Source organism: Acidovorax sp. Root402 (assembly GCF_001425125.1).
GTDB lineage: Bacteria > Pseudomonadota > Gammaproteobacteria > Burkholderiales > Burkholderiaceae_C > Acidovorax > Acidovorax delafieldii.
Genome location: NZ_LMDQ01000017.1, coordinates 107,079 through 121,586, shown reverse-complemented (window position 1 = coordinate 121,586; position 14,508 = coordinate 107,079). Strand labels below are relative to the sequence as shown.

At 64.5% G+C, this 14,508-nt stretch carries 13 protein-coding genes; 7 read left to right on the top strand and 6 right to left on the bottom strand.

The genetic code is table 11. From position 1 onward, the window contains the following. Positions 1–29: 29 nt before the first annotated feature. Positions 30–758 carry a phosphate ABC transporter ATP-binding protein gene (locus ASC83_RS20110; protein ID WP_056066886.1) on the bottom strand — a complete coding sequence of 243 codons (729 nt, stop codon included), beginning with the start codon at positions 756–758 and terminating at the stop codon, positions 30–32. Beyond that, the gene (locus ASC83_RS20105) at positions 755–1,492 is read right to left on the bottom strand and encodes an ABC transporter permease (RefSeq protein ID WP_056066880.1); all 738 of its coding nucleotides are present in this window, start codon (positions 1,490–1,492) and stop codon (positions 755–757) included. The genes ASC83_RS20110 and ASC83_RS20105 overlap by 4 nt, the downstream gene beginning before the upstream one ends. Positions 1,493–1,555: 63 nt before the next feature. Between ASC83_RS20105 and ASC83_RS20100 the strand changes: the two genes are divergently transcribed. The 3 genes from ASC83_RS20100 to ASC83_RS20090 all read left to right on the top strand — a co-directional run bounded on the left by ASC83_RS20100 (position 1,556) and on the right by ASC83_RS20090 (position 5,301). Further along, positions 1,556–2,683, top strand: a complete 1,128-nt coding sequence (locus tag ASC83_RS20100) for a substrate-binding domain-containing protein (RefSeq protein ID WP_056066877.1) — start codon at positions 1,556–1,558, stop codon at positions 2,681–2,683. Between the two features lie 182 nt (positions 2,684–2,865). After that, a complete protein-coding gene (locus tag ASC83_RS20095) occupies positions 2,866–3,486 on the top strand; it encodes a TRAP transporter small permease subunit (RefSeq protein ID WP_056066874.1) in 621 nt (206 codons plus the stop codon). Between the two features lie 27 nt (positions 3,487–3,513). After that, complete coding sequence (locus tag ASC83_RS20090) at positions 3,514–5,301, top strand: TRAP transporter large permease subunit (RefSeq protein WP_056066872.1); 1,788 nt, start codon at positions 3,514–3,516, stop codon at positions 5,299–5,301. Positions 5,302–5,835: 534 nt separating this feature from the next. On the opposite strand, the gene ASC83_RS20085 is transcribed toward ASC83_RS20090, so the two are convergent. From ASC83_RS20085 to xseB, 4 genes are all read right to left on the bottom strand, one after another. Continuing rightward, positions 5,836–6,918, bottom strand: coding sequence for a TRAP transporter substrate-binding protein (locus tag ASC83_RS20085; RefSeq protein WP_015015263.1), 1,083 nt, complete (start codon positions 6,916–6,918; stop codon positions 5,836–5,838). Positions 6,919–7,163: 245 nt separating this feature from the next. Next, a complete protein-coding gene (dxs, locus tag ASC83_RS20080) occupies positions 7,164–9,059 on the bottom strand; it encodes a 1-deoxy-D-xylulose-5-phosphate synthase (RefSeq protein WP_056066870.1) in 1,896 nt (631 codons plus the stop codon). 91 nt (positions 9,060–9,150) lie between these two features. Continuing rightward, the gene (locus ASC83_RS20075; RefSeq protein ID WP_082522537.1) at positions 9,151–10,125 is read right to left on the bottom strand and encodes a polyprenyl synthetase family protein; all 975 of its coding nucleotides are present in this window, start codon (positions 10,123–10,125) and stop codon (positions 9,151–9,153) included. Then, positions 10,122–10,364, bottom strand: coding sequence for an exodeoxyribonuclease VII small subunit (xseB, locus tag ASC83_RS20070; RefSeq protein WP_056066864.1), 243 nt, complete (start codon positions 10,362–10,364; stop codon positions 10,122–10,124). Before xseB ends, ASC83_RS20075 begins: the two co-directional genes overlap by 4 nt. Before the next feature lie 275 nt (positions 10,365–10,639). Between xseB and ASC83_RS20065 the strand changes: the two genes are divergently transcribed. The 4 genes from ASC83_RS20065 to flhD all read left to right on the top strand — a co-directional run bounded on the left by ASC83_RS20065 (position 10,640) and on the right by flhD (position 14,507). After that, entirely contained in the window at positions 10,640–11,794 is a 1,155-nt protein-coding gene (locus ASC83_RS20065) for an aromatic ring-hydroxylating dioxygenase subunit alpha (protein WP_056066862.1), read from the top strand. A 140-nt stretch (positions 11,795–11,934) separates the two neighbouring features. Further along, positions 11,935–12,846 (top strand): DMT family transporter, encoded by a 912-nt coding sequence (locus ASC83_RS20060; RefSeq protein WP_056066859.1) that lies wholly within the window; start codon positions 11,935–11,937, stop codon positions 12,844–12,846. Positions 12,847–12,947: 101 nt separating this feature from the next. Next, positions 12,948–13,853 carry a sulfurtransferase gene (locus ASC83_RS20055; RefSeq protein WP_056066857.1) on the top strand — a complete coding sequence of 302 codons (906 nt, stop codon included), beginning with the start codon at positions 12,948–12,950 and terminating at the stop codon, positions 13,851–13,853. A 327-nt stretch (positions 13,854–14,180) separates the two neighbouring features. Next, complete coding sequence (flhD, locus tag ASC83_RS20050; RefSeq protein ID WP_015015270.1) at positions 14,181–14,507, top strand: flagellar transcriptional regulator FlhD; 327 nt, start codon at positions 14,181–14,183, stop codon at positions 14,505–14,507. The last annotated feature ends 1 nt before the right edge of the window (position 14,508 follow it).

Here is a 14,508-nt window from a genome sequence, read left to right as displayed (position 1 = left end):
GAAGTGGGAAGCGTGGGGGTCAATTCGCGTCATACCAGCTCTCCTTTGACAAACAATCGGGCGGCCTCCGGCAGGGGGCCATTGAAAAAGTCGTGCACCGGCAAGTCCGCCACCAGACGGCCGTGCTCCATGTAGATCACGCGGCTGGCCAGGCGCTTGACCTGGCCCAGGTTGTGGCTGCTGAACACCATGGTCACGGGGTGCGCCGGGCCGGCCGCGCCGTGGCTGGCCGCAAAGTCGGCCATCAGTGCCTCCACCTCGCGCTTGGCGTGGGGGTCGAGGCTGGCGGTGGGCTCATCGAGCAGCAGCACATCGGGCCGCAGGGCCCATGCACGGGCCAGCGCCACACGCTGCTGCTGGCCGCCCGACAGGGTGCGCGCGTTCTGCGCTGCAATGCCCTGCAGGCCCACCCGCTGCAAGGCCGTCAGGGCCAGCGGGCGCGCATCGCGCCAGCGGGTGCCGCGCAGCCACAGCGCCAGGGCCACGTTGTTCTGGGCACTGGTGCGCAGCATGTGCGGGCGCTGGAACAGCATGGCCTGGCGCAGCGACGCATCGCATTGCAGGCCGCCCCCATGCGTGTCGGCCAGGCCATGCAGCACGCGCAGCAAAGTGCTCTTGCCACTGCCGTTGGCGCCCACCAGCGCCACGCGCTCACCGGGTGCGATGCGCAGGGTGACCTGGTCCAGCGCCTGCACGCGGCCGTAGCGCACGGTCACCTGCCGCAGGTCCACCCAGGGGGTTGGCAAAGGCCCGCTCATGCAGCCACTCCCACCGGCGTGCTGGAGGCCGAGCCATCCACCCGCTCGCGCCAGCGCCTCAGCAACGCGATCAGCACATTGAGCGCCAGCACCACGACCAGCAGGATCATGCCCAGCGCCAGTGCCAGCGGCAGGTCACCCTTGCTGGTCTCCAGCGCGATGGCGGTGGTCATCACGCGCGTGAAGCCGTCGATGTTGCCACCCACGATCATCACGGCGCCGACCTCGGAGATCGCGCGGCCAAACGATGCCAGCAGCACGGTGAGCAGCGCATACCGCTCGTCCCATGCCAGCAGCAGGCTGCGCAGCAGCGGGCCGGCGCCCATGGAGCGCAGCTGCTCGCCATGCGCGCGCTCGGCGTCTTCCACCGTCTGGCGCGTGAGCGCGGTGACCACCGGCAGCACCAAAATGGCCTGCGCCAGCACCATGGCCTTGAAGCTGAACAGCCAGCCCAGCGACCCCAGCGGCCCGCTGCGCGAGAGCACCAGGTACACCACCAGCCCCACCACCACCGAAGGCACGGCCAGCAAGGTGTTGAGCACCGCCAGCACGGCGCCACGGCCAGTGAAGCGGGCCACGCCCAGCCAGGCGCCCAGCACCAGGCCCACCCCGCAGGCCATCAGACAGGCGGTGGCGCTGACAGACAAGGAACGGCCCACGATGGTCCAGAGGACAGGGTCGGACGAGAGGGTGAGTTCAAGCGCTGTGCTCGCGCTTTCGGTGAGGGTGGACATGGGCCAGGGGATCGGTTTGGGCTATCGTAGGCACCCATCCAATATCCAGCGATATGAACTCCCGTGCATAGGGTCCAACTTCACTACACACTCAGCCGCGACGCGGGCACTGCGCTCATCCGCAATCCGTTGCCCGAGCTGTTGCAGGCGGTGGCCGAGCGTGGCTCCATCTCGGGCGCTGCGCGCGCGCTGGACCTGTCCTACCGCCATGTCTGGGGCGCCCTCAAACGCTGGGAAGACCAGCTGGGCGGCGAATTGATCATCTGGGGCAAGGGCCAGTCGGCGCAACTCAGCGAGTTCGGCAGCAAGCTGCTGTGGGCCGAACGCCAGGCCCAGGCCCGCCTGGCGCCCCAGATTGCCGCGCTACACGCCGACCTGGAGCGCGCGTTTGCCGTCGCCTTCGACCCCAACGCCCATGTGCTCACCCTCTACGCCAGCCATGACGATGCATTGGCGGCGCTGCGTGCACATGCCGCAACGCAAACCGATGCAGGCGCGCTGCACCTCGACATCCGGTTCACCGGCAGCGTGGACGCCATCCGTGCGCTGAACGAGGGGCGTTGCACCCTGGCGGGCTTTCACACCGTGGCTGACGCAGCCGCACAGTCGCTCACCGCGCGCACCTACCAGCCACTGCTACAGCCCGGGCTGCACAAGATCATTGGATTCGCACAGCGCACCCAAGGGCTCATCGTGGCCCCCGGCAATCCGCTGGGTCTGCGCAGCCTGGCCGATGTGGCCCGCACCGGCGCCCGCTTCATCAACCGGCCGCTGGGCTCGGGCACGCGGGTGCTGCTGGACGACCTGCTGGCCCAGGCCAGCATGGACCCAGGGAGCATCGTGGGCTACGCGCTCAACGAACCCTCCCACACCGCCATCGCCCAGGCCGTGGCTGCAGGGGCTGCCGATGTGGGCATGGGCATCGAGCTAGCGGCCCGCGCGCGCGGGCTGGACTTTGTCCCCCTGGTGCACGAGCGCTATCACCTGGCATGCCTGAAAGCCAGCCTGGACCAGCCCGCCACGCTGGCACTGCGCACCCTCTTGCAAACACCTGAATGGCTGGCACACATGACCACACTGCCGGGTTACACCGCCTGGCACTGCGGCGAGGTGCAGGCCATGAGCACGGTGTTGCCGTGGTGGCAATTTGCGCGGAAAAAGCGTGCTTCCACGCCTAGGAAGAAACCCTAATTGCTGCAGTTTTGATAGCTGAAGAATGAGCAGCTGCTGCGGGATAACACCGTCACGCTGCTGTCAGACTCCGCCTACAGTGCTCCGTAGAATCGCGCCGTCGTCAAAGTGTGCCCTGCCTCAGCGCCTACCCGCGCGGGGCCCGGGCATCTCGCACACACAGCCTTTTTATTGGAGACACCATGCAGGCTCTATTGAAGTTATCAAGAGGGATCGACTGGATTAACACCCAGGTCGGCAAGTACGTGGTCTGGCTGATCCTGGCCTCCACGGTCATCAGCGGCGTGAACGCCGTGGTGCGCAAGGCGTTCAACATCAGCTCCAACGCATTCCTGGAAGTGCAGTGGTACCTGTTTGCCGCGTCGTTCCTGCTGGCAGCTGGCTACACGCTGCTCCAGGGCGAACACGTCAAGGTGGACGTGATCTCCAGCCGCTTTTCCAAGCGCACCCAGATCTGGATCGACGTATTCGGCTACATCGTCTTCCTCACGCCCATGTGCCTGGCCGTGCTCTGGTATGGCATTCCCTTCTTCACCCGCGCCCTCGCGTCGGGCGAAATGTCGAACAACGCTGGCGGGCTGATCCGCTGGCCCGTGTACCTGATGATGCCGCTGGGTTTTGCCCTGCTGTGGCTGCAAGGCATCTCCGAACTCATCAAGCGCCTGGGTTTCCTCCAGGGCCTGATCGAAGACCCCACGGTCAAGAAGATTGAAAAAACGGCTGAAGAAGAACTGGCCGAATCCATCCGCAACCTGGCCGAAGCCGCCAAGGGCAACGGCAAGAACAAGGCCGAGGCTCACTGAGCGGCCCTACCAAGCGGAGCACACACCATGGAATTTTTGACCCATAACCTCGCCCCCATCATGTTCGCGGGGCTCATCTGCTTCTTGCTGGTGGGCTTCCCGGTCGCATTCAGTCTGGGCGCCTGTGGACTTTTCTTCGCCTTTATCGGCATTGAATTGAACGTACTTCCCGAAGCGCTGCTGCAAGCCGTGCCGCTGCGCATCTTCGGCATCATGCAGAACGACACCCTGCTGGCCATTCCGTTCTTCACGCTCATGGGGCTCATATTGGAGCGAAGCGGGATGGCGGAAGACCTGCTGGACACCATTGGCCAGCTGTTTGGCCCCATCCGGGGTGGCCTGGCACTGGCCGTGATCTTTGTGGGCGCGCTGCTGGCAGCCACCACGGGCGTGGTGGCCGCGTCGGTGATATCGATGGGCCTGATCTCGCTGCCCATCATGCTGCGCTATGGCTATGACCGCCGACTGGCTGCGGGCGTGATTGCCGCGTCCGGAACCCTGGCGCAGATCATTCCGCCGTCGCTGGTGCTGATCATCATTGCCGACCAGATGGGCCGCAGCGTGGGCGACATGTACAAGGGCGCCTTCCTGCCCGGCTTGATGCTCACCGGCTTCTATGCGCTGTACGTCATCCTGCTGGCAATCTTCAAGCCCCAATGGGTGCCTGCGATCCCGCCCGAAGCCCGTACGCTGCGCGACGACAACGGCAAGAGCGGTGTGACCTCCCTGCTGGTGCTGACCGGCATCTGCGTGGCAGCCTCGATGTATGTGGCCAAGAACATGGCCGCCCTGCACACCTGGTGGTCGGGCGAGGCGGTGGAACGCGTGGCGCTGGACGAAACCATCGTGGTGGCCATGTGCTTTGGCGTGGCCCTGGCCTTCGTGGTCGCCAGCGTCAACAAGATCACCCGCCTGGGCCTGCTGTCCAAGGCTGCGGAACGCGTGACGTTCGTGCTGATTCCCCCGCTGCTGCTGATCTTCCTGGTGCTGGGCACCATCTTCCTGGGTGTTGCAACCCCCACCGAAGGCGGCGCCATGGGCGCTTTAGGCGCAGGCATCATGGCCATCATCCGTGGTCGCCTGAGCCTTTCGCTGCTCAAGCAGGCCGTAACTACCACCACCAAGCTGTCGTGTTTTGTGGTGTTCATCCTGGTGGGCGCGACCATGTTCGGCCTGACCTTCCAGGGCGTGGACGGCCCGCTGTGGGTGGAACACCTGCTGACCGGCCTGCCCGGTGGCCAGCTGGGCTTCCTGATCGTCGTGAACATCATGGTGTTCTTCCTGGCGTTCTTCCTGGACTTCTTCGAGCTGTCCTTCATCGTGGTGCCCCTGCTGGCCCCGGTGGCCAACAAGCTGGGCATCGACCTGATCTGGTTTGGCGTGCTGCTGGCCGTGAACATGCAGACCTCGTTCATGCACCCACCGTTCGGCTTCGCGCTGTTCTACCTGCGCAGCGTGGCCCCTGCGAAGGAGTACCTCGACAAGGTCACCAAGAAGATGATTGCGCCGGTGACCACGCCGCAGATCTACTGGGGTGCCATCCCGTTCCTGGTCATTCAGCTGATGATGGTGGGCCTGATCATCGCCTTCCCAGGCATCGTCTCCAGCGGCCTGGACAAGGCCGAGGTGTATGACCTGGACAAGGTCCGTATGGAAATGGAAGCCACCATGCCTGACGCTGCCGGAGCCCCCGAGGCCACCGACCCCACGGCTGGCATGGAAGGCGCTGGAGCTGCCCCTGGCGATACTGCGGCCCCCGCTGCAGACGACCCACTCAAGGCCCTGCAGGATTCGCTGGCCAACGAGAAGAAGTGATCCGAACCGCACAGGGCTGTTGACCAGCCCCTGAAGCAACCAGAGCCCCGGCAGACGTCATCTGCCGGGGCTTTTTTCATGGGCCTATGGCGTGCAGAGCGTGCTCAAAGACAGGACCGTCAACGAACGGCTCGACGTCGCCCTCCCCAAAACCTAAGGACCTACAGCAAAACGACCGCCACGCGTTGAGACGTTGGCTTCTTCGCGCCACTTAACCCGCTGGCAAGCGTCTGCCTGTGGCGCTAAACGGACTTTGCACACCACGGGAAGCGATGGCCTCACCCCCCTGGTATCCCATCAGAAACGTTTGCGCCGAGGGATCACGCAGACCTGCCGATCACATCAACAAGGGCGACACCTTGAGCGCCAGCCGACCGAACATCGCCGGGCATCCCGGCGGCATCATCTGCCCCGCAGTACGGCGGGACCGAGCACCCCACCCCATACCATCCACCAGACGCAAAAAAACCCGCCAGGCGAACCAGGCGGGTTTTCTGATCGACATGCCCTGCGGCTTGCGCCGCAGCCGGGCAATCAGATCTTCTGTGCAGACATGAAGGTGTCGTAGCGGGCTTCTGCAAAGCGGAACCAGAGGATCTGGTCGCGCTGGAAGGCACGCATGTCGGCGTAAATCTTCTTCCACTCGGGGCTCTTGGCGTCGTTCTCGGCGAACACTTCCATCGAAGCCTTGAACGAAGCGTCCATCACAGCTTGCGAGAAAGGCAGCACCTTGGTCTTGGCTGCCACGAGCTGCTTCAGGGCCGTGGGGTTCAGCGCGTCGTACTTGGCCAGCATGTCCACGTGGGCCACGTTGGTTGCGGCTTCGATGATGGCCTTGTTCTCAGCCGACAGGCCGTCGAACGCCTTCTGGTTGACGAAGAAGTCCACTTCAGGACCGCCTTCCCACCAGCCGGGGTAGTAGTAGAACGGAGCGACCTTGTTGAAGCCCAGCTTCTGGTCGTCGTACGGACCCACCCACTCGGCGGCATCCAGCGTGCCCTTTTCGAGGGCTTGGTAAATTTCGCCGCCAGGGATGCTCTGAGGCACAGCACCCAGCTTCTGCATCACTTCACCGATCAGGCCGCCACCCAGGCGCATCTTCATGCCCTTGAAGTCGGCAGGCGACTTGATTTCCTTGCGGAACCAGCCACCCATCTGCGTGCCGGTGTTGCCACCTGCAAAGCTGATCATGTTGAAGCCGCCGTAGAACTCGTTCATGAGCTTGCGGCCGTTGCCATGCAACATCCAGGCGTTCATCTGGCGGGCATTGAAGCCGAAAGGCACTGCCGAGCCCAGCGCGAAGGCGGGGTTCTTGCCGTAGAAGTAGTAAGGCACGGTGTGTGCCATTTCCACGGTGCCTTGCTGAACGCCGTCCACCACGCCAAAGGGAGGCATCAGTTCGCCACCAGCGTGCACGGAGATTTCAAACTTGCCGCCCGACATGGCCTTGACGGCCTTGGAGAACACATCAGCGCCGCCATAAATGGTGTCCAGCGACTTGGGGAAGCTGGAGGCCAGACGCCAGCGAATGGCAGCCTGGGCGTGGACGGCGGGCGCAGCGCCTGCAGCCAGCACACCGGCAATGCCAGCATGCTTGATGATTGAACGACGATCCATGAGGTTCTCTCCGATATATTGATTGCAAAACTTGGTGCGCACGCGTTGTGCACGGCCGACCAAGGACATGTTTCAGCCGGGACCATTGTAGGAACATGCCCCCCAGGACTTTTGCGGGTTTTCCCGCGAAATTCCGGCGCCAACACACACCTTCAGGGTTCTGCAAGCATCTGCGCGACAGCGGTGCAAAGACCCTCCCAGCAACCAAAAGCCAACGCGCTGCGCTGACCGCAGCCCTCCGCCTTTTAGCCCGCGCTGCCTGGCAAAAACCGCGCTGCAATCGATGCGCGAATGCCGGCTGCATCCAGCCCCTGCAACGCCAGCAACTTGGCCGGGTCACCATGCTCAATGAAGACATCGGCCAGCCCGAGCTGCAACACGGGGCGCACAAGGCCCATGGCGTTGAGTGCCTCGGTCACTGCGCTGCCCCCCCCACCCATGATGGCGCCCTCTTCGACCGTCACGAGGGCGTCGTGCCGCTCGGCCACCTCGCGCAGCAAGGCCTCATCGATGGGCTTGGCCCAGCGCATGTTGACCACGGTGGCATCGATCGCCTCGCCCACTTCGAGCGCGGGATACAGCAAGGTGCCAAACGCCAGGATGGCAATGCGGGGCGCCTTGCCGTCCGCATCACCCTTGCGCTCGCGGCGGATCTCGCCTTTGCCGAACGGCAGCCCATCGAGCGCTGCCAGCGGCGCCACACCTGCGCCGCTACCACGGGGGTAACGCACAGCCACGGGGTGGTCCTGTTCAAACGCACTGCTGAGCAACTGGCGGCATTCGCGCTCGTCAGCGGGGCAGGCCATGCTCATGTTCGGAATGCAGCGCACGAACGGGATGTCGTAGGCGCCTGCATGAGTGGCACCGTCGGCGCCCACCAGGCCCGCACGGTCCAGTGCAAACACCACGGGCAGGTTCTGCAAGGCCACGTCGTGGATCAACTGGTCGTAGCCACGCTGCAAAAACGTGGAGTAGATGGCCACCACGGGCTTCACGCCCTCGCAGGCCATGCCCGCAGCGAACGTGACAGCGTGCTGTTCAGCAATGCCCACGTCGTAGTAGCGGTCCGGAAAGCGCTTTTCGAACTCAACCATGCCCGAGCCCTCGCGCATGGCGGGCGTGATGCCCACCAGGCGCGCGTCCTGCGCCGCCATGTCACACAGCCACTGGCCAAACACCTGGGTGAAGGTCTGCTTGGGCGGCGTGGCGGGCTTGGTCAGGCCCACGGAGGGATCGAACTTTCCGGGGCCGTGGTAGGCCACAGGGTCGGCCTCGGCCAGCTTGTAGCCCTGCCCTTTCTTGGTGACCACGTGGAGGAACTGCGGCCCCTTGAGGCTCTTGATGTTCTCCAGGGTGGGGATCAGCGAATCGAGGTCGTGCCCGTCGATGGGGCCGATGTAGTTGAAGCCGAATTTCTCGAACAGCGTGGCGGGCACCACCATGCCCTTGGCCTGTTGCTCGAAGCGCTTGGCAAATTCGAGCAGGGGCGGCACGGGGCGCAAAACGGTCTTGCCCACGTTCTTGGCGGCGGCGTAGAACTGCCCGCTCATCAGTTGCGCGAGATAGCGGTTGAGCGCGCCCACGGGCGGGCTGATGCTCATGTCGTTGTCGTTCAGCACCACCAGCAGGTTGCAGTCGGCCACACCCGCGTTGTTGAGCGCCTCGAACGCCATGCCGGCACTCATCGCGCCATCGCCGATGATGGCCACGGCATGGCGGTTGTCGCCCTTGCGCTTGGCAGCCAGCGCCATGCCCAAGGCTGCCGAGATGCTGGTGCTGGAATGCGCTGTGCCAAACGTGTCGTAGATGCTCTCCGCCCGTTGCGGAAAGCCCGAGATACCGCCCATCTGGCGCAGCGTGTGCATGCGGTCGCGGCGGCCGGTCAGGATCTTGTGCGGGTAGGTCTGGTGGCCCACATCCCACACCAGGCGGTCTTCCGGGGTGTTGAAGACATGGTGCAAAGCCACGGTCAGCTCTACCGTACCCAGGTTGGAGCTGAGGTGGCCACCGGTCTGCGACACGCTCTGCAGCACGAACTCGCGCAACTCGGTCGCCAGCACCTTGAGGTCCGCGCGCGAGAGCCGGCGCAGGTCTGCCGGGTCATTGATGGTCTGCAGCAAGGGGAAGGGTGTCGTGGACATTGACTATTCTTTTGATAGCTACGAGCGCAAGAGATTCAAGCACCAGCAGGCATTTGGACATTGAGAGAGTCGCCAGGGACCAGGGCCGGGCTCAGTGAGAGCGGCGCACGACCATGTCCGCCAGGGCTGCCAGGGCACGGGTGTCGGGCAAGCCACTGCGACCCAGGGCCGCATGGGCCTCGGCCAGCAGCTCCTGCGCGTAGGCCTGCGCACGCTCCAGACCGAGCAACGATACGTAGGTGGGTTTGTCTGCGGCCGCGTCCTTGCCCGCCGTTTTCCCCAGGGTGGCCGAGTCCGCCACCACATCCAGGATGTCGTCCACCACCTGGAACGCCAGCCCCATGGCAGCGCCATAGTCTGACAGGGCTTGGTAGGCGGTGGGCGCCGCGTGGCCGCACAGGGCCCCCATGAGCACGCTGCCCTGGAGCAAGGCGCCCGTCTTGAGGCGGTGCATCTGGCGCAGTTGTGCCTCAGTCAGCGCCACGCCCACGCTGGCCAGGTCAATCGCCTGACCGCCCGCCATGCCGGCCGAGCCTGCAGCCCGCGCGAGCAGCCGGCTCAGGGCCGCCTGCATCGCAGCGGGGATCAGGGTGTTGTCGGGGGTCAGCAGTTCAAACGCGAATGCCTGCAGTGCGTCGCCCGCCAGCAGGGCCTGGGCTTCACCAAACTGCACATGCACGGTGGGTTTGCCACGGCGCAGCACGTCGTTGTCCATGCAGGGCATGTCGTCGTGGACCAGCGAATACGCGTGGATCAGCTCCACCGCGCACGCGGCACGCAGGGCAGCTTCGTTCAGAGCTGCCTGAACCGCCGCGCCCTCGGGTGCCACGGAGTCCGAGGTGCCGCTGCGCGCCGCCTCGTAGGCAGCCAAAACCAGCAAGGGCCGCAGGCGCTTTCCGCCGTCCAGGACGGCGTAACGCATGGCGTCGCCCAGCCCTGCCGGAGCGCCGTCGCCCACCCACAAGGACAGCGCCTGCTCCACACGGGCGAGGTGATTCTGGCTCCAGAGATTCGTATCCAGGGGCGGATTCAACGTCGTCGAGGAAGTCATCGGCAATGCGCTCATTCCTGGTTCCATGGTTGCAGCTGGCCGTCGTCCAGCACCTTGATCTGGTCCTGCACGGCATCGAGCCGGTGGCGGCAAAAAGCCAGCAAGGCGGCGCCGCGCTGGTAGCCAGCCAGCATCTGGTCCAGCGGCAACTGGCCCGATTCAATGCGGGCCACGAGTTGCTCCAGCTCCTCCAGGGCCGCCTCGTAGCTGGCAGGTTCGGCGGGAGGAGCAGGGGTTGCGGGGGCCTTGGGCATGGAGGGGGCGGCAGTGCGCGGGTGAAAAACCGGTGATTCTAGGCGCAGCGCTGTGGCGCCCGTGTCAGACAGTGGCCGATCCGTGGGAGGTCTCTATTTTTCCGGAACCGGTGTTTTCTATTCACGTAGCGGGGGTGCGGGAATAACCCCACCGCCTATAATCCCATTCCCGTCGAGCCGGCTACCCACCCTAGCCGGTTTTCTTTTTCCAGATGCGCCTTCACGGGCGCACCTCCCGCACTCTCTCTGTGGGGAGTCTTTAGGTCAGGTCACCCATGTCTGATTTAAGTCTTCAACTGCAGCAGGCCGCAAGCCAACTACCAGTTTCGAGCTACTTTGATGATGCGCTGTTCCAGCGCGAGCTGGAGACCATCTTCCAGCGCGGGCCCCGCTATGTGGGGCATCAATTGGCTGTGCCCAACGCGGGCGACTACTACGCACTGCCCCAGGAGGGCGAGGGCCGCGCGCTGGTGCGCAACGCCCAGGGCGGTATCGAGCTGGTCTCCAACGTCTGCCGCCACCGGCAGGCGGTCATGCTCAAGGGCAAAGGGTCGCTAAACACCCAGCAAAAGGGCAGCGCGGGCGGCAACATCGTGTGCCCACTGCACCGCTGGACGTACAACCCCAAGGGCGAGCTGCTGGGCGCACCGCATTTCGCGCACGACCCGTGCCTGAACCTGAACAACTACAAGCTGCGCGAGTGGAACGGCCTGCTGTTTGAAGACAACGGCTACGACGTGGCTACCGACCTCGCCCAGATGGGACCACGCGCCGACTTGGACTTTGACGGCTACGTGCTCGACCACGTGGAGCTGCACGAGTGCAACTACAACTGGAAGACCTTCATCGAGGTCTATCTGGAGGATTACCACGTGGGCCCCTTCCACCCGGGCCTGGGCAGTTTTGTCACCTGCGACGACCTGCGCTGGGAGTTCGGCAAGAACTACTCCGTGCAGACCGTGGGTGTAGCCAACCGCCTGGGCAAGGCCGGCAGCCCCGTGTACGAACGCTGGCACGAAGCCTTGCTGGCCTACCGCGAGGGCAAGCCGCCCGAGCATGGCGCCATCTGGCTCACGCTGTACCCGCACATCATGGTGGAGTGGTATCCGCATGTGCTCACCGTGTCCACGCTGCACCCCATCAGCCCGACCAAGACGCTGAACATGGTGGAGTTCTACTACCCCGAAGAAATCGCTGCGTTCGAGCGCGAGTTCGTCGAGGCGCAGAAGGCCGCCTACATGGAGACTTGCATCGAGGACGACGAAATCGGCGAGCGCATGGACGCGGGCCGCAAGGCCCTGATGGCACGCGGCGACAACGAGGTGGGCCCCTACCAAAGCCCCATGGAAGATGGCATGCAGCACTTCCACGAGTGGTACCGTGAGGCGATGGGCTCGGACACCGTCGACCCGACCACGCCAAACCGCTGAATACGGCGGCAAAACCCTGCCAATCTGCAGGCCCGCCGTGGTCTGCTCTCATTACAATAGCTGCCAGTGCTTAAAAAATAAGCGCTGGCAGCTATTTTCGTTTTTGCGCCCCACGGCGCGCTTCAAGAGATCACAACCCGATGCAAGCCCTCTGGATGGTGTTGGCCGCGTTCCTGTTTGCCAGCATGGGCGTGTGCGTCAAGATCGCCTCGGACTTCTTCAACTCCGCCGAGCTGGTGTGTTACCGGGGCCTCATCGGCATGTTGATTCTCTGGCTGCTGTCACGCTCGCAAAAAGTGACGCTGTCCACGCGGTACCCCGGCATGCACGCCTGGCGCAGCCTCGTGGGGGTGGCGTCGCTGGGCGCCTGGTTCTACGCCATTGCGCACCTGCCGCTGGCCACCGCCATGACGCTCAACTACATGAGCAGCGTGTGGATCGCGGCCTTCCTGGTCGGCGGCACGCTGCTGGCCTGGCGGCCCTCCGCCGCCGCGCCCCGGCCTGCCCTGCAAGGCCCGCTGGTGCTGACGGTGCTCACCGGGTTCGTGGGCGTGGTACTGATGCTGCGCCCCAGCCTGGACCAGAACCAGGCGTTCGCCGGGATGATTGGCCTCATGTCCGGCTTGTCAGCCGCATTTGCCTACATGCAGGTGGTGGCGCTGTCGCGCCTGGGCGAGCCTGAGTCGCGCACCGTCTTCTACTTTGCGGTGGGCTCCGCGGTGGCGGGCGGCTTTGCCATGCTCTTCACCGGCATGTCGGACTGGCCGGGCTGGCAAGCGCTGTGGCTGCTGCCCATCGGGGTGCTGGCGGCTGGCGGGCAACTGTGCATGACCAAGGCTTACGCCAGCGCCAAGACGCAGCGCGGCACGCTGGTGGTGGCCAATCTGCAGTATTCGGGCATCGTGTTTGCCGCCGTCTACAGCGTGCTGTTGTTTGGCGACAAGATCCCGCCCATCGGCTGGATCGGCATGGCCCTCATCGTGGGCAGCGGCATTGTGGCCACCATCTTGCGGGCCCGGGCCGCGCCCGGCGCACCGGCCGAAGAACACTGACCGATACAAAAACCAATGCGCGCAGGCGAGGACAGTCCCCATCGGGATGGCCACAATGGAGGCCTCCCCGCCCAACCGGTTGCTTTGCACCTGATCTGCCGATGACCACCTACACCACGCTCATCTCCGCCCCCGACCTGCAAGCCCTCATCGCCAGCGGTGCGCCGCTGATGGTGTTTGACTGCAGCTTCGAACTCATGCAACCGACCGCCGGCGCGCAGCAATATGCGCAAGCCCATATCCCCGGCGCCGTGTACGCCAACCTCGACAATGACCTCAGCGCCAAGCATGGCGCACCTGGGGCCACCGGCACTGTGACGGCGCAGGAGGCTGACCAGCCCGCATCCGGCGGCCGCCACCCGCTGCCCAGCCGCGAACGTTTTGCCATGTGGCTGTCCAGCGTGGGTTTTGCCAACAACATGCAGGCCGTTGTCTACGACCGCCAGGGCGCCAACTACTGCGGCCGCCTGTGGTGGATGCTCAAGTGGGCGGGCCATGACGCCGTGGCCGTGCTCGACGGCGGGCTGCAGGCCTGGCAGGCCGCAGGTGGTGCAGTCCACAGCGGAGAAGAGCCGTCGCACTTCCAGTCCCACTTTGCACTGAACGAGCCCTTGCGCCAGCTGGCCACGGCCAGCGATGTCCTGGCCCGCCTGCAGCGCCCCGCAGACCAGACCGTGATCGACGCCCGCGCCGGCGCCCGCTACCGGGGCGAGGTGGAGCCGCTGGACCCGGTGGCCGGCCACATTCCGGGCGCGCTCAACCGACCCTTTGCCGAAAACATCGGAGCTGACGGCCGCTTCAAACCCGCAGCCACGCTGCGCGCAGAGTTCGACGCCCTGCTGGCGGGCCGTGACCCGGCGACCGTGGTGCACCAGTGCGGCAGCGGTGTGAGCGCCGTCCCAAATCTGCTGGCCATGGAGATTGCCGGCCTGGGGCACACCGCGCTGTTTGCGGGCAGCTGGAGCGAGTGGTGTTCAGACCCCACGCGCCCGGTCGAAAAGGGTTGAAACACCCCACTTGCGGCGTCTAACGAACGCCGCCAGTTGCAAAAGCGCAAAAAAGATGGTTTTGCAGGCGCTATCAAAACCATGAGCAGAATTCCGGGGTGGGTGTCTGTCAATGCAGCAGACATGGCCCCCTGAAAAGCCAGCCGGCGCCTGATCTGCGCGTAGGGCAAATTCCTACACAGCCCACCGCGAAACCAGACACGCGGCACAGCCAAACCCCGACTTAATTTCTGATTGGGGCGGTTTCACAATCCATTTCAACGGATCACGCAAAACCTGCAGTCAGCAGGCCACGCAAGACCCGGTACTGGAAAAAAGGAAGCCGCCATGACCAACGAACAAATCCTCGCTGAAATCCGCGAAGCCAACCTCACCTACCTGATGCTGGCCCAAACCCTGATCCGTCAGGACAAGGCCGAAGCGGTTTTCCGTCTGGGCATGAACGAGGAGTCTGCCGATATTCTCGCTTCGCTGTCGGCTGCGCAAGTGATGAAACTGGCCTCCCGCAACACGCTACTTTGCAGCTTCCGCGTGGACGACAACCTGGTGTGGAGCTTGCTGACCAACCACTCGGCCAAGAAGGTGGGCAACGACGCCACCAACACCCTGCACGCCAACATCCTGATGGCCAGCCGCGTGTCGGAAGTGCTCTGAA